Raw genomic sequence first — 22,091 nt, forward strand, 5'->3', positions numbered from 1 at the left:
GAGCGCCGGGGGGAGGTCATGAGAAACGTTGCCATCGTCGGTGCCGGAATGACCTCTTTCGGGGAGCATTTCGCGCTCGGACTCAAGGATCTGCTGCCTTTGGCCTTCGCCGACTGCGTCCGCAGCATCGACAAGGGCCTGGATAAGCATGACCTCCAAGCCGCTTGGTATGGCTCCATGGGAACCGCCGACGGCTTCCCGGCCGGAATCCTGGCGGACACTCTCGGTCTGCCCGACCTGCCGGTGACCCGCATCGAGAACTCCTGCGCCACCGGGAACGACGCCGTACGCAATGCGCTGTACGCGGTGGCCTCCGGGGCTTTCGACATCGCGCTGGTGATGGGTGCGGACAAGCTGCGCGACACCACGAGCAGGGACATGTTATGGGAGTGGGAGGGGATGGCCCGGGACAAGGCCTGGGACTACCCGCTGGGCCTGGTGGCACCGGCCGGCTTCGCTCTGCACGTCCGTCGTTATCTGCACGAATCCCCGGCCACCCGTGAGCATCTCGCCATGATCGCGGTGAAGAACCACCGACACGGGGTGACCAACCCGCAGGCCCGGCTGCGTTTCGAGATCACTCTGCAGCAGGCCCTGGATGCACCGACCGTGGTGACCCCGTTCCACGTCTACGACTGTGCGCCGCAGAGTGACGGTGCGGCCGCGCTGGTGATCGCCGCCGAGGACGTCGTGGACCGCTTCACCAACCGGCCGGTGTGGATTCGCGGGGTCGGTCTCGGGCTCGATTCGGTGATGCATCAGCACAAGGGCGATATGACGACCTTCCCGGCCACGGTGCGGGCGGCCAAGCAGGCGTTCCGGATGGCCGGGCTGACACCGGCCGATATCGACGTCGCCGAGGTGCACGATTTCTTCACGGGTATCGAGCTGATCAGCTACGAGGATCTCGGCTTCGCCGACCGCTTCGAGGCCCACAAGCTCGTCGAGACGGAGGTCACGAGCGTCGGCGGTGCGCTGCCGGTGAATACCAGCGGGGGATTAAAAGCCAAAGGGCATCCGCCGGGCGCCACCGGTGTGGCACAGTGCGTCGAACTGTTCGCGCAATTGCGGGGGGAGGCCGTCAATCAAGTGGACGGAGCTCGAGTTGCGTTGGCACACAATGTCGGTGGCCCCACAGCGGTGGCCGCGGTGACACTTCTGGAAGGACCGGGTTTCAATGGCGAATAAGGGCCCGGATCGTTGGACCGCGGGGGTGGCGATCGGCAAGAGCGCCTCGGGGCCGATGCAGGCTGTGGGTGGGCTGTTCCTGATGTCGGCCGATGCGGTGAAGTACCTGTTCCAGCGTCCGTTCTTCTGGCGGGAGTTCCTGGAGCAGGCGTGGTTCGTCGCGCGGGTGGCGCTGGGGCCGACGTTGTTGGTGGCCATTCCGTTCACCGTGCTGGTGAGCTTCACGCTCAACATCCTGTTGCGCGAGCTCGGTGCGGCGGATTTGTCCGGTGCGGGTGCGGCTTTCGGGGCGGTGACCCAGGTGGGTCCGATGGTCACGGTGTTGATCGTGGCCGGTGCGGGGGCTACCGCGATGTGTGCGGATCTGGGGTCGCGCACCATCCGGGAGGAGATCGACGCGATGGAGGTGCTGGGCATCAACCCGGTGCAGCGTCTGGTGACGCCACGGATGCTGGCCTCGGGTTTGGTGGCGCTGTTGCTCAACAGTCTGGTGGTGATCATCGGTATCCTCGGCGGCTATTTCTTCTCGGTCTTCGTCCAGGACGTCAATCCGGGTGCGTTCGCGGCCGGTATCACGCTGCTCACCGGGGTGCCCGAGGTCATCATCTCGTGCGTCAAGGCCGGCCTGTTCGGCTTGATCGCCGGCCTGATCGCCTGCTACCGCGGATTGACCATCAGCGGTGGCGGCGCCAAGGCCGTCGGCAACGCCGTCAACGAGACGGTGGTCTACGCGTTCATGGCGCTGTTCGTGGTCAATGTGGTGGTCACCGCCATCGGTATCCAGATGACGGCGAGGTGAGCTGATGGGCAACAGGGCCGTGCTCGCGTCCACCTACCCACGGGTGGCGCGCACATTGAAGCGACCCGTCTCGGCGCTGTCGCGGCTCGGCGATCACACCTTGTTCTACGCCCGGGCGCTGGGTGGGATACCGCACGCCGGCGTGCACTACCGCAAGGAGATCATCCGGCTCATCGCCGAGATCTCCATGGGTGCAGGCACATTGGCCATGATCGGCGGGACTCTGGTGATCGTCGGATTCCTGACGTTGGCCACCGGTGGAACGCTCGCGGTGCAGGGTTACTCCAGCCTGGGCAATATCGGTATCGAGGCACTCACCGGCTTCTTGTCGGCGTTCATCAATGTCCGCATCGCCGCCCCGGTGGTGGCGGGTATCGGACTTGCCGCCACTTTCGGTGCCGGGGTGACCGCGCAGCTGGGCGCGATGCGGATCAACGAGGAGATCGACGCTCTGGAATCGATGGCCATCAGACCGGTCGAGTACCTGGTGTCAACGCGGATCGTCGCGGGCATGATCGCCATCACGCCGCTCTATGCGATCGCGGTGATCCTGTCGTTCTTGGCCTCGCAGTTCACCACCACGGTGCTGTTCGGTCAGTCCGGTGGCCTGTATTCGCATTACTTCGATACGTTTCTCAACCCCATCGACCTGTTCTGGTCCTTCCTGCAGGCGATCCTGATGGCGTTGGCGGTGCTGTTCATTCACACCTACTTCGGCTATTTCGCCACCGGCGGACCTTCCGGGGTGGGGGTGGCGGTCGGCAACGCGGTGCGTACCTCCCTCGTCGTGGTGGTGTCAGTGACCCTGCTGGTGTCACTGGCCATCTACGGCTCCAACGGCAACTTCAACCTGTCGGGCTAGGGAGAGGCGAACATGAAGAACGTCAATGCGCGCGCCCTCGCGGGCCTGGGTACCGTGGTGGCTCTCGCGCTGATCTTCGCGCTGGCCATCGGTCTGTTCCGCGGCAGTTTCACCAAAACCGTTCCACTGACCGTGGTCTCGGCACGCGCCGGCCTGGTGATGAACCCCGATGCCAAGGTCAAGATGCGAGGTGTGCAGGTCGGCAGCGTGTCCTCCATCGAGTCCCGCCCCGACGGATCCGCGGTCCTGCACCTGGCGATGGATCCCGCACAGCTCAAGCTGATCCCGTCCAATGTGCGGGCCGACATCACGTCATCGACGGTGTTCGGCGCCAAGTTCGTCCAGCTCCAGGCTCCGGAGGAGCCGTCCCCCAAATCAATCCAGGAGGGGGCGGTGTTGCAGGGTGACCATGTCACCGTCGAGATCAACACCGTGTTCCAGCAGCTCACCCAGGTGCTTGACAAGATCGACCCGGCCAAGCTGAACCAGACGCTCGGTGCGGTCGCCAAGGCCTTCAACGGCCGCGGTGAGAAGATCGGGCAGGCGCTCTCGGATTTCAACACCTTCCTCGGCAAGATCGACCCCAGCCTGCCGAACCTGGACCGGATGATCGGGACCATGCCGCAGGTGTTCACCGCGTATGCCGATGCGGCACCGGACCTCACCACCGCCGTCGACAACACCAGCAAGCTGTCGAAGAGCATCGTGGAGGAACAGAACAATCTGGACGCGTTCCTGCTCAGCGCGATCGGCCTGGCCGATGTCGGTAACGATGTGCTCGGCAGCAACAAGCCGGCGCTGACCAACCTGGCGCAGATCCTGGTGCCCACCGCCGAACTTCTGGATAAGTACCACGACGCGCTGTACTGCTCGATCGGCGGTTTGGTGCCGTTCGCGAAGTCGCCGCCGTTCCCGGTGCCGGGCATCATCATCGCCGCCAGCTTCGTGTTGGGCGAGGAGCGCTACCGCTATCCGAACGACCTGCCCAAGGTTGCGGCCAAGGCCGATCATCCGTTCTGCAAGGAGTACCAGATGCCGAACGTGCCGGCGGAGGTCAAGGAGCCGGGCATGATCGCCGACGTCGGTGCGCGCCGCGACCAGTACGGCAATCAGGGCATCCTGCTGAACTCCGACGCTCTCAAACAGTGGTTGTTCGGCCCGCTGGGCGGTCCGCCGCGTAACTCAGCGCAGATCGGGCAGCCGGGATGACGGGTATGGGCAAGACCATCGCGAAGTTCGGCACCTTCGCGGTCATCATGGTGCTCTTGACCGCGGCGCTGTTCGCCATCTTCGGCGAGGTCCGGGTGGGTTCGACCAACCCCTATACGGCGGTGTTCAAGGATGCTTCCCGGCTGAAATCGGGAGACAGCGTCCGGGTGGCCGGGGTGCGGGTCGGCACCGTCAACGATGTTTCATTGCAATCCGACGGCACCGTATTGGTGAATTTCGATGCCGACCGCACCGTCGCGCTGACCACCGGAACGAAAGCTGCTGTGCGGTACCTGAATCTGGTCGGTGACCGGTTCCTCGAACTGGTGGACGGCCCAGGATCCACCAGAGTGCAGGCGGCCGGATCTCAGATCCCTGTGGACCGCACCCTGCCCGCGCTCGATCTCGACCTGCTGCTGGGGGGCCTCAAACCGGTGATACAGGGACTCAACCCCAAAGATGTGAATGCGCTCACGGCCTCATTGATCCAGGTGATGCAGGGGCAGGGCGGCACCATTGAATCATTGCTGTCGAAGACGTCGTCGTTCTCGAATTCGCTGGCCGACAACAACCAGGTGGTCGAGCAGCTCATCGATGATCTCCGGACCGTGCTGAACACGCTGTCCAAAGACGGCGACAAATTCTCCGGCGCGATCGACAAGTTGGACAAGCTCGTCGGTGGCCTGTCCGAGGACCGCGATCCGATCGGCACGGCTGTCACTGCGCTGGACAATGGCACCGCCTCGCTGGCCGACTTCCTGGGCAATGCGCGCCAGCCGTTGAAGGACACCATCGCCCAGGTGAACCGACTGGCCACCAATATCGATACCGACAAGGCCGGTCTGGACAAGTCCTTGCAGAAGGCTCCGGACAACTTCCGCAAGGCGATCCGGCTGGGCGCCTACGGCGGGTTCATCCAGTACTACATCTGCGGCGTTGCCCTCCGCTTCAGCGATCTGCAGGGTCGTTCCGTGATGTACCCGTGGATCAAGCAGGAAGAGGGACGATGCAAAGACACGGACTGACCGCGGCCGGGGTAGGCGAGCCCGGATGCTGAAATATCGTGGGGCGCATCTTATTCGGTCCGGCGTGATCGGCGTCGTTCTCATCGTCTTGGTCATCGCTATCGGTTTGCAGCCCGACAAGCTCATCGACTGGGGCACCTCGGTGCGCTATCAGGCGCGCTTCGATGAGGCGGGCGGGTTGTCGAGCGGGAACGACGTCACCCTGGCCGGTATCAAGGTCGGTTCGGTGTCGGACATCAAACTGGACAACGGCGACGCATTGGTGACGTTCACCTTGGCCGGCAAGTACGGCCTCGGGTCGGAGACCCTGGCACACATCCGCACCGGATCGTTGCTCGGCGAGCGCGTGCTGGCTCTGGAGCCGGCCGGCAACGGTCGCATGCATGCCATGGACGTCATCCCGACGTCGCGGACGTCGTCGCCGTACTCCCTGACCGACGCGGTAGGCGAATTGACCAGCAATACGGCCGCCACCGATACGACGTCGCTGAATCAGTCGCTGGACACCCTCTCGGCCACCGTCGACCAGATCGCCCCGCAACTCGGCCCGACGTTCGACGGGCTCAGCCGATTGTCGAAGTCGCTGAACGGCCGCAACGGCAGTCTGGGCGAGCTGCTGAAGAGCGCCGGCGATGTCACCGGGATACTGGCGCAGCGCAGCGATCAGGTGAACACCCTGATCCTCAATGCCAACGACCTGGTCGGGGTGCTCGACACCCGCCGCCAGGCGATCGTCGCCCTGCTGGCACAGACTGCGCAGGTGTCGAGGACGCTCGTCGGCGTGGTGGCGGACAACGAGGCGCAACTCAAGCCGACCCTTGATCGGCTCAACTCGGTGTCCGCGGTGCTGGAGAAGAACCGGGACAACATCGCGAAGGCCCTCCCCGGGTTGGCCAAATACGAACTCACGCAGGGTGAGGCAGTCTCCAACGGCTTCTACTACAGCGCTTACGTTCCGAACCTCCAGTTCGGCCAGTTCTTCCAACCGTTCCTGGACTATGCCTTCGGATTCCGGCGCGGCGTCAACGCCGGACAGCCACCGGACAATGCCGGCCCCCGAGCAGAGTTCCCGATCCCGTTCAACGGAATACCGCCACGATGAAGACACGCAAACCTCTGAAAATGCTCGGCGTCGCCGCGGTGGCGGTGGCACTGGTTGCCGGCGCCGTTTTCCTGGCCCGCGAAACGGTGTTCAAGCCCACCACCATCACCGCGGTGTTCCCGAGCGCGACGGCGATCTACCCGGGTGACGAAGTGCGGGTCGCCGGGGTGAAGGTCGGTACGATAACGACCTTCGAGCCGCAGGGTGACCAGGCGAAACTGACACTGCGGGTGGATCACGGCATCCAGGTTCCGGTGGATGCCAGGGCCATCATCGTGGCTCCCAACTTGGTCGCCGCCCGTTTCGTGCAGTTGGCGCCCGCCTACCGCGGCGGCGGTGGGCCCACGATGCCCGACGGCGCCATGATCCCCAAAGAGCGGACCGCCATCCCGGTGGAGTGGGATGAGGTCAAGACTCAATTGAACCGGTTGGCAACCGAGCTCGGGCCCCAGAGTGGGGTGTCGGGGACATCGGCTTCCCGGTTCATCGACAGCGCCGCCAACGCCATGGACGGCAATGGCGCCAAGCTGCGTGAGATGTTGGCTCAGTTATCAGGGGTGGCAAGGATTTTCGCCGATGGAAGCGGCGACATCGTTGATATCGTCAAGGGTCTTCAGACGTTCGTCACCGCGCTACGCGGGAGCAGCGAGCAGATCGTGGTGTTCGAGAACCGGCTGGCCACTTTGACCAGCGTGGTGGACGACAATCGGTCCAGCCTGGACGACATGCTCAACGAACTGTCCGTGGCGGTCGGCGAGGTGCAGCGCTTCGTCGCCGGCAGTCGTAAGGAGACCACCGAGCAGGTGCAGCGGTTGGCCAACGTGACCCAGGTACTGGCGGAGCAGAAGGACGCGATCCGCAATATCCTGCACGTCACCCCCAACGCGATCGCCAACACGTTCAACATGTACAACCCGAGCAGTGGCACGCCCGTGGGATCGTTCGCGTTCGCGAACTTCAGCAATCCGGTTCAGATGATCTGCTCGATGGTCGGTGCGGTGGAGAACACGACCGCCCCCGAGACCGCCAAACTGTGCTCTCAGTACCTCGGGCCTGCGCTGCGGTTGCTCAATTTCAACGGGGTTCCGTTCCCGATCAACCCGTATCTGACCAAGGCGCCCAGCCCGAACGAGTTGGTGTACACCGATCCGAACATGTTGCCGGGCAGCACGACCCAGCCGGTGAGTCCGCCGGAACCACCGCCGACGGTGTCTGCATTCACCGGACTCAACGGCGACGTCGCACCGCCGCCGGGATGGAATGCGCCTCCTGGGCCGCCGAGTGCGTTCCTGCCGAACGGTGCCGTGCCGGCCAATCCGTCGCCTCCGGTGTATCCGGGTGCTCCGCCACCGAGTTCGACGACGTTCAACGGATTGATGCTTCCCGCCGGTCCGCCGCCCGGCCCCGCGCCGGGGCCGGATCCCGCCGCCGGACCGCTGCTGCCCGCCGAAGGGACGCCGACGCCATGAACCGCCTTGCAACGATCCACCGTGCCCTGGTGGCCGGGTGCGCAGTGGCGCTCACCGCCAGTGGCTGTGCCTTCCAGGGAGTGAACTCGCTGACTCTGCCCGGGGTCCAGGGCACCGAGAGCGATGCGCAGATCTTCCACGTCCAGGTCGCCAATGTCGGTACCCTGGAATCGAATTCACCGGTCATGGTCGACGATGTGGTGGTGGGCAGCGTCGGCACGATGACCGCCGACAACTGGCACGCCGATGTGGAGGTCAGGGTTAATCCGGGGGTGGTGATCCCGGGCAACGCGGTCGCGTCGGTCGGACAGACCAGCCTTCTGGGCTCCATGCACCTGGCGCTCAATCCGCCCGTCGGCGAGCAGCCCGCGGGCCGGTTGGCCAGTGGGACGACAATCCCGCTGAATGCCTCGTCGACCTATCCGTCCACCGAGCAGACGTTGTCCTCGTTGTCGGTTCTGGTCAACGGCGGTGGACTTGGCCAGATCGGCGACATCATCCACAACTTCAGCACCTCCATGTCGGGCCGCGAACCCGAGATCCGTGAGCTGATCACCCGACTGGACCGTTTTGTCGGAGTGCTGGACAACCAGCGTGACAACATCGTCTCTTCCGTCCAGCAGCTCAATCGCGTGGCACACACTTTCGCCGACCAGACCCCGGTGCTGGAACGTGCGCTGCGCGACCTTCCGCCGGCCATCGACGTGCTGGTCAAGGAACGACCGAACTTCACCGCGGCGCTGCAGAGATTGGGCAACTTCAGCGATACCGCGACCGGACTGGTCAACGACGCCGGCGATCAGCTGGTGGCCGATCTGAAACACCTGGAACCGGCCATCCGGTCGCTGGCCGATATCGGGCCGGACATCACCTCGGCTCTGTACTACGCGACGGCCTTCCCCTACGGGCCCAACGCCATCGAACGCGCAGTCAAGGGCGACTACCTGAACCTGTACGCGATATTCGACCTCTCCTACCCTCGGTTGAAGCGGTCGCTGTTCTTGGGCACGCGCTGGGGTGACGCGAACGCGAAACTCGTTCCCGCTCCCGGCGAACCGTGGTATCTGAACTACAGCTACGACCCGTTGGGTATGCCGCTGTCACCACCGCCACCCGATGCGGTTCCACCGCCAGCCGGTGCCATACCGGTGGTCAACGAGCCGATACTGCCGGTGGCGCCGCCACCGCTGATGCCGCTGGCCGCCCCGCCCACCCCGGGTGGGCCCGTCTTCGCAGGGCCGTACGCCGGCGGTGCTGCACCCGCGCCGGCGGCCCCTGCACCGGAAGCCGCACCGACACCGGGGAGTGGTGGCTAGATGCTGACCAGATTCGTCCGAACCCAGTTGATCATCTTCACCATCGCCTCGGTTGTCGGCGTTGCCGTCATGCTCTTCACATATATGCAGGTCCCCACCCTGCTGGGGGTGGGACGCCTGACAGTGAAGCTGGAACTACCGGAAACCGGTGGCCTATACCGCTTCTCGAACGTGACCTACAACGGTGTGCAGATCGGCAAGGTTACCGACGTGGCATTGACCGACAACGGCGCCGTGGCCACTCTGTCGCTGGACCGTTCGCCCAAAGTCCCGGCGGATCTGCAGGCCGAGGTACGCAGCGTGTCGGCCGTCGGTGAGCAGTACGTCGACCTGAGGCCACACTCCCTGAATGGTCCCTACCTGCAGGACGGCTCGGTCATCCCGAGCGACCGTGCGGTCATGCCGCAGGCTGTGGGGCCGACGCTCGACAAGGTCAGTGCACTGGTGGACTCGATCCCCAAAGACAGGATCAGCGACCTCCTCGACGAGACATATACGGCGTTCAACGGGGCCGGTGAGGACTTCCAGTCCCTGGTGGACTCGGCCACCAGGATCAGCACGGCAACCAACGGGGTATCCGATCAGATGCGTACGCTGATCGACGACAGTGGGCCGCTGCTGGATTCGCAGGCGCAAACTACCGATGCCATCCGCACCTGGGCGCACAGCCTGGCCGGTATCACCGGTCAGGTCGTGGCGAACGATCCGCAGTTGCGCACCGTGCTGCAGCGCGGGCCGGGCTTCGCTCAGGAAGTGTCTGGTCTGCTCAACGACCTGAAGCCGACGCTGCCGCTGTTGCTGGCCAATATGAACACGGTTGGTCAGGTGCTGCTCGCATACAACCCGTCGATCGAGCAGTTGATGGTGTTGCTGCCGGGCTATATCGGGGCTCAGCAGAGTTTCGGTCTGCCCAAGAACAACGCCACCGGATGGCCGCAGGGCGACTTCACCCTCACCCTGGGTGACCCACAGCCGTGCACCGTCGGCTTTCTGCCGCCGTCGTCGTGGCGTTCGCCTGCGGACACCACCACGATCGACACTCCCGACAACCTGTACTGCAAACTGCCACAGGACTCGCCGGTCTCGGTGCGCGGTGCCCGCAACTTCCCGTGCATCGAGCACCCGGGCAAGCGTGCGCCGACCGTCCAATTATGTGATGACCCAAAGGGGTTCATCCCAATGGCGCAGCGGCAGCATATCCTGGGTCCGATGCCGTTCGACCCAAACCTGATCTCCCAGGGTGTCCCGCCCGATGACAGGGTGGATTTCGGCGACCGGATCTTCGCACCGGTCGAAGGCACCCCGCTGCCTCCGGGGGCGGTGCCCTCCGGGACGCCGCCGGACGCCCCAGGTGCGGTGCCCCCCGCCCCCGGTGTGCCGGCGGCCCCGGCACCCGCATACGTGCCGCCGCCACCGCCACCGCCGGGTAACTCCCTCAACGGTGTGCCCATCCCGCCGGTGGAGGGACCGCCCGCCGACGGCGCGGTGCCCGCAGCGCCGAGTGGCTATGCCGACCGCGGTGCCGGCGGACCGTCGGTCGCGGTGGTGCCGTACGACCCCGGCACCGGTAAATACATGTCGGGCACTGGCCAACTGGAGCAGCAGACGAATCTGGTCACCAGTGCACACGGGCCGACCTCGTGGAAAGACCTGATGCCCACGTGAGCAAGCACCGGGCCGAGTGGGAGGAGATTCGATGCGGACGAACCGACTGAGTATTGCGGCCGCGGGTTTGGCGCTGTGTCTGATCTCGGCGCCGGATGCCCACGCGGACTTCGGGTTCGAGCTCAACGGCCCGTACGAGGTGACCTCGAACGGTGACTGGGCCAAGACCAACGAGAAGTACCGGGATGAGGTGCCGGTTCGTGAGATATGGACATTCTCGACGTCGTGCGCCGATGCGCACACCTGCACCGGAACGGTGAACAGCGATGCGGGCTGGAGTGCGCCGGTGGAGTTCCGCACCACACGGTGGATCCTGGATCGCTACCACGAACAGTGGGAACCCTGCCCGGACGGCACTTTTTCGCCGGGGCGGCAGCGTTACCAGTTCCAGCCTGCCGACGCCAACGGGCAGATCGAGAGGTTGGACGTCAAAACGTTGATGGGGTACGACCGGACCATTGGCGTCAGCGGTGCGTGTGGAATCAACACGCCCTTGGTGATCAGCATTCCGTTGACCCTTCGGAAGCTGTAGGAGACTGCCGTGAAGCTGCGTCGTGTGAAGGCGGCGGTGCCGAGATTGCTTCTCGCTCTGGTAAGTACGTCGGTGATTGTCGCGGCGCCGTCGGGCGCTGACCCTGCCCCGGAGTCCTGCAACTATCCGGCGTGCACCCCGGGTATCGCACCGCACGTGGTGCTGGGTGCGAACTGTTCCAACGCCACCTATTACGTGTTCGGTGTGACGGATTGGGGCCGCTTGGTGTTCTGCGGGTCGCCGCGCCGGTACGAGCCGCGGTGGTTCCGATCACCGGAGATGCACGGAGTCAAGGTGGAGAACACCGACTGCGCCGGTTATGACGGCGAGGTGGCGCAGGCTCCCGATGGCCTGTTTCTGACCTGCGTGCCCAAAGACGGTGCCGCATTGTGGCTTCGTGGTGACTTGTGATGGGGAGACGGTTGAACAGATACATGCTTGTCGCCGCGCTGGCTCCGGTGGCGGTGGCCACTGTCGTGGTGCCGACGGCGCACGCGACGATGCTGTACGGAAACTACGATGTGCTGAGCAACCGATGGACGGACGCCGCCTGGATCTGGGCGGCCTACCCCTGTGACCCCGGCAACCCTGGTGACGCGGGTGCCCCGATCAACTGCGTGCGGATCTCCGCAATGCCCAGTCCCCAGCGCGGCGCCTACTACGGCGGCGTGGCGAACCTGACCAACGGCCAGTACTCCTACACGACGGATGTCCCGGACGGCCTGCGCTGCTTCGGTCAGGTGCTGCCCACCCGTGACACCTATACCTGGGACGCGAACACGTTGGCTGGCGTCGTCGAATCACGTTTCGACGTCGGCTGTTTCAACGGTCCGCCCGGGATGAACACCTGGACTTTCGCGCTGAAGCGGATGTGAGTCGGCGCTAGACCGGATCGAAGGCTAGACGGGATCAAATGCGGAGATCAACCAGGAGCCGTCGTGGCGTTCCAAGCTGACCTTGACCGCACTGGTGGTGTACGAGCCGTCAGGGTTCTCCTTGCTGGTCGTCACCTGGTTCAAGAAGACGAGCACCACGGCCCGATCAGGATGAATCTCTGCGATTCCCTTGCGGATGACGGCGGCCGACGTCTTCACGGCCTTCTGCTTGGCCGCCGGGGTGACGATCTGCTGGGTGAAATTCGTGTAGTACGAGAGGAAGTCGCCGGTCAGGTGGGACTTCGCGGCGGCGAAGTCCTTGTCCAGTGAGTCCGGCGAGTACGACAGCAGCGCGACCGTGCCGTCGTTGGCGGCTTTGAGGACTGCCTGCTGGGCATCGTTGTCCACCAATTGATCCGGTCGATATTGGTTGAAGTAGAGCCAAGACGTCACACCGGCCGAGGCCACCAGTAGTACCGCGAGCACCGCTGCGACCAGCCACATACGGGAGATGCGGCGCGGAGCGGCGGTGGCGACGGTCGTCGTGGCGCTGTCCGCTTCGGGTCCGGCGGTGTCCTGGGGGGCGTGTTCCGGGCTGTTCTCGGCGAGTTCGACCGCGGCCGATTCGGTCACGTCGTCTCTGTCCTCAGTGGTCACGGCACGAACTCGACTTTCGACAGTTTGATCTGGTCACCCTCACGGATGAGGTTGACCGACAGGCGCCAGTTGCGCGGTTCCTGTCTGGCGCCGGCGGCATTGGTGACCTTGGTGGTCGCTGCCACCAGCACGACGGCATCGGTGTCGGTGGAGGTTTCCACCGCTGCGGAGCTGACCATGGCTTCGGTGACCGCCTTGGAATCGCGGGCCGTCTTCTTGAAATCGTCGGCGGCGCTCTCGAAATCCTTCTTGAATTCGCCGGTGGAGTTGTCCACGATGGCCTTCACGTTGTCGTCGACCTTGTTGTAGTCCAACGACATCAGTGTCACGACCCCCTGCCGCGCGGCGGCTTCGAACTCGGCGGTCCGCTGCTGATGGGCTTGGACGGCGCGATGCTCGATGAAGATCCACACGCCGGCCGCGATCAGGGCACCGATCAGTAGTACCGTCACGACGGCGCCGACCCAGCGCAGCGCGCGGGCCATCCGGCCGGACGCGCCGGCGGAGGCCTCCTGAGTTTCGGAGACCGTGTCAGGGCCGGTGTTGTCGTGGTCAGGGGAGTCGTCTTCGCTGGCCTCCGGCTCTGCCTGGGCTTTCTCGGCTTCTCGGCGCAGGCGCAGCACGTCCGCTTTGGCCCGGGCGGCGGCCGCCGCGGTTTCCGCTTCGAGGGCTTCGGCTTCGGCCAGGGCCAGTGAATCGGCGGCGCTGTCGGTCGGTGTTCTCACGCCGGCACCATCGTTCTGGGTGTCGGGTGTGGCAGGTTTGCGGGACGGCATCCGGCCTCCTGTCCGTTCTGCACCCTGTGGCCGGGCGTTCGCGTTGAGAATGGCATTATCTTCCTACGGTACCGGAGGCCGGGAACTGTTCCGGCCGGACGCTGTTCAGGTGGATCCAGCAGCGGAAACATCATTTCCGCGGACCGCTTGGACAGCGTCCCGCCGGAATCTGCGCTCACCAGGTGCGCAGCGAGCAGAGCACTCCTTTGGTTCCCGAATCCGTCGCGACCACTATGTCATCAACGCGGAGCTCGCACACGAAACCGGGGGCAGCGAGTTCTGGATCGTGACCGTTCTTGGTGGCCACCACCATCGCCCAGTCTTGCGGATCGGCCAAGGTGGCTTCCAGCGTCCAGGGTTTGCCGGGGCCGAGTTCGGCGACTGCTTTGGGGCTGTACTGGTAGGGGTTGTGGCTGTATTCACCGAAGTTCGGCGGCTGAGTATCTCGGTAGTAAATCTCGGCGTTGATCGGCTGGCTGGCACCGACGGTGTACTTGACGTGGTGCAACACCGGATCGTCGGCGTGCGCGGGCACCGGCCCGAGCAAGGAGGCTGTCATCGTCGCGCCCACGACAGCGGCCACGGTCGAGACGCGGGTCGCGGTATTTCTCACCACCGAATTCACGGGCGCCCTCCATGGCTAGTCGTCTTCGGCTGACTATAGATCGGCCGCCGGCCTCATTTGGCTGAAACGTCATTCCTGCTTCGCCAAATTGAAGAACCTGATTCTCGCGATGAGAGATCACTGTTTCGCGACGGCGCAACGCTACCGGTCGCCGGAGAGGGCCCGGCGTACCGGCAACAGAAACCGCCGGGCGTAATCCTCGGGACCGTCGGCGGAGTCGAGTTCGAGGACACCACCGGGGATGAGGATGAACGAGTGAATCGCGCGCGCCACGTGTTCGGCGAACTGGGCACGGACGTCGTCGGGCAGTTCGCCCTCCCGGACCGCCGAGTAGACGAAGGCGCGCGCCAGTTCCATGGCCGTCGAGTTGTCCGCGATCAGGTACGGAGTGAGTAGCTCGGGGTTGACCCGTAAGACCGTGGTGAACGCCGGATGGTGGTGCAGGCCCCGGTATGCCGCGGCGAAGCCGTGGACCAGTCGGTCGTCGGTGTCCTGGTAGCGGTCGATGACGGACTGGATATCGGCGAAGTAGCGTGCCAGTTCGGCCTCCACCAGCGCGGCGATCAGTGCTTCTCGGCCGTTGAAGTAGAGGTAGAGCGTGGCCCGGCCGATCTTGGCGGTCCGCGCGATCTGCTCCATGGAGTACTTGCGCAGTCCGGTCGTCGAGGCCAGGTCCAGCGCGGCGTCCAGGATCCGACGGCGCGTATCACCGGATTCGGTGCTGGGGGGACTCCCGGATGTCACCGGGCCATTATCCCTGAGCCGAAGATGACGAACCGGCCGCTCCGAAGGTGCTCGGAACTGCCGGTTCGCCGATCCGGAGGCGGGTCAGGCGACCGGGGTGAACCTGATGTTCAGGTCGGTGAGGCCGCGTAGGACGAACGTCGGTTCGTAGTTGAAGTTCTGGTCTCCGATCGGGCCGTGCTTGTCCCCGTCGACGTGGATGTCGACCATGCGGTCCAGGATCCGTTCCAGTGACACCCGGCCCTCGACGCGGGCCAACGGGCCGCCCGGGCAGGAGTGCACGCCCCGACCGAAGGCCATGTGCTCACGGACGTTCTTGCGGTCCAGGCGCAGTTCGTGCGGGTTGTCGAAACGCCGGGGGTCGCGGTTGACCGCGCCCGGCAGCACCATCACCATGCCGCCGGCCGGGATGTCGACACCGGCCAGGGTGGTCTTGCGCCGGACGAGCCGGAAGTCGCACTTGACTGGGCTCTCCAGCCGCAGTGACTCCTCGACGAAGGTGGGGATCAGGGTCCGATCCTTGCGGAGTCTGTCTTGAACCTCGGGGTTCTCGGCCAGTACGCGCATGGCGGCGCTGAGCAGTTTGGTGGTGGTCTCCTGGCCCGCAGCGAAGAGGAAGGTCGCCGAGCGCACCACGTCGATGACCTCTGGCACCGACCCGTCCGGGTACAGCGCGGTCGCCAGCGAGGTGAGTACGTCCTCGCGCGGGTTGGCGCGGCGGTCCTCCAAGTACGCGACGAACTGGTCGTCGAGGAACTGCAGTGGGTTCTCCGAGACGACCTCGCCTTCCAGCGAGCCCACGCGAGCGCCCGGTCGGTCGGCCCCGAGGACGGTGCGGAACACCTTGTGGTCCTCCTCGGGCACGCCGAGCAAGTCGGCGATCACCAAGAGGGAGAACGGCTTGGCGTACTCGGCGAGGAATTCGCAGTGTCCGTTGGAGAGGAACTCATCGAGCTGGTTGTCCGCCAGTCGCCACATGAAGTCTTCGTTCTCCTTGAGCCGGCTCGGCGTGAGCAGCCGGTTCAGCAGTGAGCGCGCCTTCGTGTGGTCGGGCGGGTCCATGGTGACCATGTGTTCGAACATCGGCAGCAGGTGCCGGTGCGCCGCGAGCTGCTCGGAGATGTCGTCACCCTCCGGGGTGAACGGCAGCGGCGGGAACGGTCCGCCGACTGCGATCGCATTGGAGTAGGTCTCGGTGTCCTTGTAGACGGCGACGGCCTCTTCGTATCCGGTGACCGCGATACAGCCCCATGGCGGGACCTCCAGCACCGGGTTCTGGTCGCGGAGGTAGTCGAAGTACGGGTACGGGTTGGGTACCAGCGACTGCTCGGTGAGGAAATCCAGGGTCGCGTAGTCGATCGTCATATGGCGGTTCTCCCAGGGCTGTACGGGAATCGGGGAATCGGCGACTCATCCAAGGTCGTCGCCACTCAAAGTGCTGTGCACCTGCTTAGCATGGCGATAGAGTCGTGGTCAAGGTCACACGTGCGGCAGATGGCTACCATCTGTGCACGCCGGCACATAGTGGGGAGAGCATGACGACGTCGCGCAGGATCGGGGCACCGGATGCCAAGAATCGTGGTGTCCTGCTCGATGCCGCCGAGGCGCTGATGCTTGAGGAGGGCTACGCCGCGGTGACGTCGCGCCGGGTCGCCGACAAGGCCGGCCTCAAGCCGCAGTTGGTGCACTACTACTTCCGCACGATGGACGACCTGTTCCTCGCGGTCTTCCGTCGCCGGGCCGAACAAGGGCTGGCGGTGCAGGCGGCGGCATTGCAGACCGCGCAGCCGCTGTGGGCGCTGTGGCGGTTCGGCACCGATCCGGCGGCGACGCGGCTGACGATGGAGTTCATGGGGCTGGCGAACCATCGCAAGGCGCTGCGCGCCGAGATCGGTCACTTTGCCGAGCGGTTCCGCGACGATCAGCGTGTCGCGGTGGCCGCCGCGCTGGACCGCTACGGGCTGGATACCTCGGAGGTGCCGCCGGTGGTATGGACGGTGTTCGCCACCAGTCTGTCCCGGGTGCTCGTCATGGAGCAGGAACTCGGCATGTCCGCCGGGCACGCCGAGACGCTGGCGTTCGTGGAGCGCTGGCTGCACGAGTTGGAAGGGCCAGCGCAACCGCTGGAGATCCCCCTGCCCGACGGTCAGCTGCTGCGCATCGAGGACGGCGTGCCTGAAGTGGTGCCCGCGGCCCCGTAGCTTCGCCCGGTGCCGAGACCGGCTACTTGCCCTTGTTCAGCACCTTGTCCGCGGCTTCCCAATGCTCGTCGGACACCCATAGTCTCGCGAAGGCGGCGACCGCATCGGTCGTGGTGGTGCCGTTGATGACGCGCTTGATGGACGCGCCGGGCCGGCGGGCGAGCAGCCGAGCCGTCGTGCGCCAGTGCTCGGCGAAGTCGGCGCGCGGGACCACCTCGTCGATCAGGCCGAGGCGCTGCGCCTCCGCGGCGCCGAGTACCCGGCCCGTGCCGGCCAGCAGCAGTGCGCGGCCGCGGCCGACCAGTGCACCGAGGCGCTCGGCTCCGCCCCAGGCCGGCATGATCGCCAGCGACACCTGGTTGAAGCCGATCTTGATGTCCTCGGCGGCGATGCGGATATCGGCGGCCACGGCGAACTCGGCGCCACCGCCGAGTGCGTGACCGTTGAGGGCGGCGATCACCGGGCCGGGGAAGCCGGCGATGCGATCGCAGATGGTGCGCATGCGCCAGGCCATCTCGGCGGCCTCCAGTTCGGTGCGCAGCGCGGCCAGCTCCTTGAGATCGCCGCCCGAGACGAATGCCTTGTCGCCACCACCGGTGATGACCAAGGCCGAGGCGTCCGCCGCACTGTCCAACGCCGCACCGAGTTCGTTCATCGTGTCCAGCGAAATGGCATTGCGCGCGTGCGGGCGATTCACGGTGACAACCGCCAATCCGTCCTCGATCTCGAGGTCGACCATCAAGCATTCTCCAGATTAGATATTGGCATTCTCGTAGGGCGAGAATAGCATCACCAGGATGCGTACCATCCCCGTTGACCTGACCAAACGGTACGTGGAGCAAGGGTGGTGGCGGCCGGAGACCCTCGGTCAGATGGTGGCCGACGGTCTGGCGGCAAGCCCGGATACCGGCTTCTATGTGCACTCCGAGACCCGGCCCTACGCGGGCACCTTCGCCGAGGTCGAACTGCAGGCCAGGAGGTTGGCCGCCGGTCTGCAACAACGTGGCGTCGGACCCGGCGACGTGGTGGCGCTGCAGCTGCCCAACTGGATGGAGGCCGCAGTCGCGTTCTGGGCGTCGGCCTTCCTGGGTGCGGTGACCGTGCCGATCGTGCACTTCTACGGGCGCAAGGAACTCGGGCACATCATCGCCACCGCCCGACCCAAGGTCTTCCTGTCCACCGAACGGTTCGGCCGCATGTCCTTCCAGCCTGATCTGTGCGCCGACATACCGATCGTCGGCCTGGTCGGACACCGCACCTTCGATGATCTACTGGCCGACGAACCGCTGGTGGGCACGGTCCCCGCCGACCCGGCCGCCAGGGCGCTCATCGCCTTCACCTCCGGGACCACCAAGGACCCCAAGGGTGTCGTGCACAGTCACCAGACGCTCGGCTTCGAGACCCGCCAGCTGCTGGACAACTACCCACCCAACCGGGGCCGACAGCTCACCGCGACACCGATCGGCCACTTCATCGGCATGATCGGGGCGTTCCTGATCCCTGTGCTGGAAGGCGCGCCGATCGACCTCTGCGATGTATGGGATCCGGGCAAGGTGCTGGACCTCATCGAGCGCGACGGGCTGTCCATCGGTGGCGGGCCGCCCTACTTCGTCACCAGCCTGATGGATCACCCCCGGTTCGACGAGGGTCACCTCGCGAAGTTCACCACGGTGGGCCTCGGTGGCTCGACCGTGCCGGCGGCCGTCACCCGTCGGTTGGCCGACCAGGGCCTGTTCGTCTACCGCTCCTACGGCAGTACCGAACATCCGTCCATCACGGGGTCCGGTGTCGGCGCGCCCGAGGACAAGCGCCTGTTCACCGACGGCAATGTTCGGCCGGGGGTGGAGATCCGGCTCGGGCCCGACGGTGAGATCTTCAGCAGGGGCCCTGACCTGTGCCTGGGCTACACCGATGACGTGCTGACCGCGAAGTGCTTCGACGAGGAGGGTTGGTATCGCACCGGCGACATCGGCGTACTCGACGAGGACGGCTACCTGACCATCACCGATCGCGCCACCGACCTGATCATCCGGGGTGGCGAGAACATCAGCGCCCTCGAAGTCGAGGAAGTGCTGCTGAGCATGCCGCAGATTGCCGAGGCTGCGGTGGTGGCCGCTCCCGACGCCCGACTGGGCGAGCGGGTGGCGGCGGTACTCCGGGTCCGCAGCGGCCAGGTCATGCCGACGCTTGAGCAGGTCAGGGGACATTTCGACGAATCCGGGGCGGCGCGGCAGAAGTGGCCCGAGGAGTTGCATCAGGTCCCGGACGGCGAGGACTACCCGCGTACCGCCAGCGGCAAGGTGCAGAAGTTCCGTATCCGCCAGCTCGTCCGCGAGGCGGCGGCCAAGGCCCACTAGGGGCATTGCGGCATTCGGTTCGTGAGAATATGATTCTCACGAACCGAAAAGGAGCATCTCATGGGACAACTGTCGCATCGTGTCGACGTGCCGTTTCCGCTTTTCGATGCGGACAACCACCTGTACGAACCGCCGGAGGCGATGACCAAGTACCTCCCGAAGGAGTACAAGGACATCGTTCAGTACGTCGAGGTCAACGGTCGTACCAAGATCGCGCTCAAGGGCCAGATCAGTAACTACATCCCGAACCCCACCTTCTCGGTGGTCGCCAAGCCCGGCGCCTGGGAGGAGTACTTCAAGTACGGAAACCCCGACGGCAAGAGCAAGCGGGAACTGTTCGGTGAGCCGATGAAGGCCATCCCGGCCTTCTTCGAGCCCGAGCCCCGCATCAAGGTGATGGATGAACTCGGCGTCGACCGCAGCCTGATGTTCCCGACCTTGGCCAGCCTGATCGAGGAGCGGCTGTCCGACGATCCGCTCGCCATCCACGTGATCATCCACGCGCTCAACGAGTGGCTGCACGAGGTCTGGGGCTTCAACCACAAGGGCCGCATCTTCACCACCCCGGTGATCACCCTGCCCATCGTCGAGAAGGCGATCGAGGAACTGGAGTGGGCCGTCAAGCGCGGCGCCCGCGCCATCCTGATCCGTCCCGCCCCGGTGCCGGGCTTCCGCGGGCCGCGCTCCTTCGCGCTGCCGGAATTCGATCCCTTCTGGGAGCGGGTCGTGCACCACGACATCTTCGTCGGCATGCACTCGTCGGACAGCGGCTACTCGCGCTATACCTCCGAATGGGACGGCGCCGCGCAGGAGATGCTGCCGTTCCAGACCAACGCCATGTCGATCCTCAACGAATGGCGCCCCATCCAGGATGCGGTGGCGTCCTGGGTGATCCACGGTGCGCTGTTCCGCTTCCCGAAGCTGAAGGTCGGCATCGTCGAGGCCGGCTCGAAGTGGATGTTCCCGCTGCTGGATTCGATGGCCGAGGTGTACAAGAAGGCGCCCGAGGCCTTCTTGGGCAACCCGATGGAAGAGATCAAGAACCGCATCTACGTCAGCCCGTTCTACGAAGAGGGCATCGACGACCTGATCAACCTGATCGGTGTGGACCAGGTGCTCTACGGTTCGGACTGGCCGCACCCCGAGGGCCTGGCCGAGCCGACGCACTACATCACCGCGCTCGAGCATCTCGCCTTGGAAGACCAGGCGAAGATCATGGGCGGCAACCTCGGACGCCTTATCACCGCGTGAGCTACTGGCAGACCATCCCCGAGATGGTCCTGCGCGCTGCGGACCGGTTCGGCGACGCCGAGGCTGTCGTCGACGGTCCGCAGCGCCTGTCTTTCGCCGAACTCGTCGAACGCATCCGGCAGGCGTCGGGTGCGTTCCACGAGTTCGGTATCGGCAACGGGGATCGGGTGGCCCTGTGGGCGCCCAACTCCGTCGAGTGGATCGTCGCCGCGTTCGGCATCATGACCGCCGGCGGTGTCCTGGTGCCGGTCAACACCCGGTTCAAGGCCGACGAGGCCGCCGATGTGGTGGCCCGCAGCGGCGCCAAAGCCGTTCTGGTGCAACAAGGTTTCCTCGGCCAGGGGTTCGCGATTCCCGGTGTGCCGAGCATCGACCTGCGCTCGGATTTCCTGAGCAGCGGTACGCCTTTCGTGGGTGCGGTCGACGGGGACGACGTCTCCGATGTCATCTACACCTCGGGTACCACCGGCCGGCCCAAGGGCGCGATGATGTGCCATCGCCAGACGCTGCGGATGTACGAGGAATGGGCCACCCTGGCGGATCTGCGCCGTGGTGACCGTTACCTGATGATCAACCCCTACTTCCACACCTTCGGGCTCAAAGCCGGCCTCGTCGCCTCCTTTCTGCGCGGTGCGACCATGTTGCCCGTTGCCGTGTTCGACATCGACGCGGTGGTGGATCTCGTTGAACGCGAGCGCATCACGATGTTGCCCGGGCCGCCCACGCTGTATCACTCGCTGCTGACCGTCGCCGACAAATCCAAGTTGGCGACGTTGCGCGCGGGAGTGACCGGCGCGGCCGACATCCCCGTCGAACTCATCCGCCGTATACGCGACGAGCTGCCGTTCCAGAGCCTGATGACCGGCTACGGCCTGACCGAGGCCGGAAATGTCACGTTGTCGCGGCCCGGCGACGCCCCCGACGACGTCGCCACCACGGCGGGGGTGCCGTGCCAGGACGTCGACGTCCGCATCGCCGAAGACGGCGAGGTGCTCGTGCGGGGCTACAGCGTCATGCGCGGTTACCTGGACGACCCGGCCGCCACGGCGGAGGCGATCGACGCCGACGGCTGGCTGCACACCGGTGACCTCGGTGAGTTCACCGCATCCGGCCGGCTCAAGATCGTCGGCCGCAAGAAGGACATGTTCATCGTCGGCGGGTTCAACGCCTATCCGGCCGAGATCGAGGGTGTCCTGATGCAGCACCCCGCGGTGGCTCAGGTCGCCGTCATCGGCGTGCCCGACGATCGGATGGGCCAGGTGGGTAAGGCCTTCGTGGTGTGCCACCACCCGCTGGGTGCCGACGAGCTGATCGGCTGGAGCCGGGAACGGATGGCCGGATACAAGGTGCCGCGGTACGTCCACTTCGTGGATGCGCTGCCCACCAACGCCACCGGCAAGGTGATGAAGAACGAACTCGTCTGACCGCCGCGGTATCG

The 22,091-nt window shown here is 65.3% G+C and carries 22 protein-coding genes; 16 read left to right on the top strand and 6 right to left on the bottom strand.

Features of this window, described 5'->3' with window-relative positions:
• Window positions 1-18 precede the first annotated feature (18 nt).
• From QN239_RS11530 to QN239_RS11585, 12 genes are read left to right on the top strand one after another with little or no spacing between them, the layout of a single operon-like run.
• Entirely contained in the window at window positions 19-1,188 is a 1,170-nt protein-coding gene (locus QN239_RS11530; RefSeq protein ID WP_499010395.1) for a thiolase C-terminal domain-containing protein, read from the top strand.
• Window positions 1,178-1,987, top strand: a complete 810-nt coding sequence (locus QN239_RS11535) for an MlaE family ABC transporter permease (RefSeq protein ID WP_499010397.1) — start codon at window positions 1,178-1,180, stop codon at window positions 1,985-1,987. Before QN239_RS11530 ends, QN239_RS11535 begins: the two co-directional genes overlap by 11 nt.
• A gap of 4 nt (window positions 1,988-1,991) precedes the next feature.
• Window positions 1,992-2,849, top strand: a complete 858-nt coding sequence (locus QN239_RS11540) for an MlaE family ABC transporter permease (RefSeq protein ID WP_499010399.1) — start codon at window positions 1,992-1,994, stop codon at window positions 2,847-2,849.
• Between the two features lie 12 nt (window positions 2,850-2,861).
• On the top strand, window positions 2,862-4,058 hold the full coding sequence (locus tag QN239_RS11545) for an MCE family protein (RefSeq protein ID WP_499010401.1): 1,197 nt from the start codon (window positions 2,862-2,864) through the stop codon (window positions 4,056-4,058).
• Window positions 4,055-5,083, top strand: coding sequence for an MCE family protein (locus QN239_RS11550; protein WP_499010403.1), 1,029 nt, complete (start codon window positions 4,055-4,057; stop codon window positions 5,081-5,083). The genes QN239_RS11545 and QN239_RS11550 overlap by 4 nt, the downstream gene beginning before the upstream one ends.
• Before the next feature lie 25 nt (window positions 5,084-5,108).
• A complete protein-coding gene (locus QN239_RS11555; protein ID WP_499010405.1) occupies window positions 5,109-6,185 on the top strand; it encodes an MCE family protein in 1,077 nt (358 codons plus the stop codon).
• Window positions 6,182-7,654, top strand: a complete 1,473-nt coding sequence (locus QN239_RS11560) for an MCE family protein (RefSeq protein ID WP_499010407.1) — start codon at window positions 6,182-6,184, stop codon at window positions 7,652-7,654. Before QN239_RS11555 ends, QN239_RS11560 begins: the two co-directional genes overlap by 4 nt.
• Window positions 7,651-8,970 carry an MCE family protein gene (locus tag QN239_RS11565; RefSeq protein ID WP_499010409.1) on the top strand — a complete coding sequence of 440 codons (1,320 nt, stop codon included), beginning with the start codon at window positions 7,651-7,653 and terminating at the stop codon, window positions 8,968-8,970. Before QN239_RS11560 ends, QN239_RS11565 begins: the two co-directional genes overlap by 4 nt.
• A complete protein-coding gene (locus tag QN239_RS11570; RefSeq protein ID WP_499010411.1) occupies window positions 8,971-10,635 on the top strand; it encodes an MCE family protein in 1,665 nt (554 codons plus the stop codon).
• A 31-nt stretch (window positions 10,636-10,666) separates the two neighbouring features.
• Window positions 10,667-11,167, top strand: coding sequence for an Rv2253/PknI dimerization domain-containing protein (locus QN239_RS11575; protein ID WP_499010413.1), 501 nt, complete (start codon window positions 10,667-10,669; stop codon window positions 11,165-11,167).
• Window positions 11,168-11,182: 15 nt separating this feature from the next.
• The gene (locus tag QN239_RS11580) at window positions 11,183-11,578 is read left to right on the top strand and encodes a hypothetical protein (protein WP_499016713.1); all 396 of its coding nucleotides are present in this window, start codon (window positions 11,183-11,185) and stop codon (window positions 11,576-11,578) included.
• Between the two features lie 11 nt (window positions 11,579-11,589).
• Window positions 11,590-12,042, top strand: coding sequence for a hypothetical protein (locus QN239_RS11585; protein WP_499010414.1), 453 nt, complete (start codon window positions 11,590-11,592; stop codon window positions 12,040-12,042).
• A 24-nt stretch (window positions 12,043-12,066) separates the two neighbouring features.
• Here the strand turns inward: QN239_RS11585 and QN239_RS11590 are convergent, their stop codons facing one another.
• The 5 genes from QN239_RS11590 to QN239_RS11610 form a co-directional block, all read right to left on the bottom strand.
• A complete protein-coding gene (locus QN239_RS11590; protein ID WP_499010416.1) occupies window positions 12,067-12,699 on the bottom strand; it encodes a hypothetical protein in 633 nt (210 codons plus the stop codon).
• On the bottom strand, window positions 12,696-13,424 hold the full coding sequence (locus tag QN239_RS11595) for an Rv1363c family protein (protein WP_499010417.1): 729 nt from the start codon (window positions 13,422-13,424) through the stop codon (window positions 12,696-12,698). The genes QN239_RS11590 and QN239_RS11595 overlap by 4 nt, the downstream gene beginning before the upstream one ends.
• A gap of 226 nt (window positions 13,425-13,650) precedes the next feature.
• Window positions 13,651-14,088: an Rv2576c family protein gene (locus tag QN239_RS11600; RefSeq protein WP_499010419.1), complete on the bottom strand. Its 438-nt coding sequence runs from the start codon at window positions 14,086-14,088 to the stop codon at window positions 13,651-13,653.
• Between the two features lie 153 nt (window positions 14,089-14,241).
• Complete coding sequence (locus tag QN239_RS11605) at window positions 14,242-14,844, bottom strand: TetR/AcrR family transcriptional regulator (protein WP_499010421.1); 603 nt, start codon at window positions 14,842-14,844, stop codon at window positions 14,242-14,244.
• Between the two features lie 84 nt (window positions 14,845-14,928).
• Window positions 14,929-16,209, bottom strand: coding sequence for a cytochrome P450 (locus QN239_RS11610; protein ID WP_499010423.1), 1,281 nt, complete (start codon window positions 16,207-16,209; stop codon window positions 14,929-14,931).
• A 170-nt stretch (window positions 16,210-16,379) separates the two neighbouring features.
• On the opposite strand from QN239_RS11610, the gene QN239_RS11615 reads away from it, so the two are divergent.
• Window positions 16,380-17,045, top strand: coding sequence for a TetR/AcrR family transcriptional regulator (locus tag QN239_RS11615; RefSeq protein WP_187096376.1), 666 nt, complete (start codon window positions 16,380-16,382; stop codon window positions 17,043-17,045).
• Window positions 17,046-17,067: 22 nt separating this feature from the next.
• Here the strand turns inward: QN239_RS11615 and QN239_RS11620 are convergent, their stop codons facing one another.
• Entirely contained in the window at window positions 17,068-17,784 is a 717-nt protein-coding gene (locus QN239_RS11620) for an enoyl-CoA hydratase/isomerase family protein (RefSeq protein WP_499010425.1), read from the bottom strand.
• A gap of 58 nt (window positions 17,785-17,842) precedes the next feature.
• On the opposite strand from QN239_RS11620, the gene QN239_RS11625 reads away from it, so the two are divergent.
• From QN239_RS11625 to QN239_RS11635, 3 genes are read left to right on the top strand one after another with little or no spacing between them, the layout of a single operon-like run.
• Entirely contained in the window at window positions 17,843-19,402 is a 1,560-nt protein-coding gene (locus QN239_RS11625) for an AMP-binding protein (protein ID WP_499010428.1), read from the top strand.
• 60 nt (window positions 19,403-19,462) lie between these two features.
• Window positions 19,463-20,653: an amidohydrolase family protein gene (locus QN239_RS11630; protein ID WP_167161537.1), complete on the top strand. Its 1,191-nt coding sequence runs from the start codon at window positions 19,463-19,465 to the stop codon at window positions 20,651-20,653.
• A complete protein-coding gene (locus tag QN239_RS11635; protein ID WP_499010429.1) occupies window positions 20,650-22,077 on the top strand; it encodes a FadD3 family acyl-CoA ligase in 1,428 nt (475 codons plus the stop codon). Before QN239_RS11630 ends, QN239_RS11635 begins: the two co-directional genes overlap by 4 nt.
• Window positions 22,078-22,091 lie beyond the last annotated feature (14 nt).

This window comes from Mycolicibacterium sp. Y3 (assembly GCF_051188035.1).
Lineage (GTDB): Bacteria > Actinomycetota > Actinomycetes > Mycobacteriales > Mycobacteriaceae > Mycobacterium > Mycobacterium fluoranthenivorans.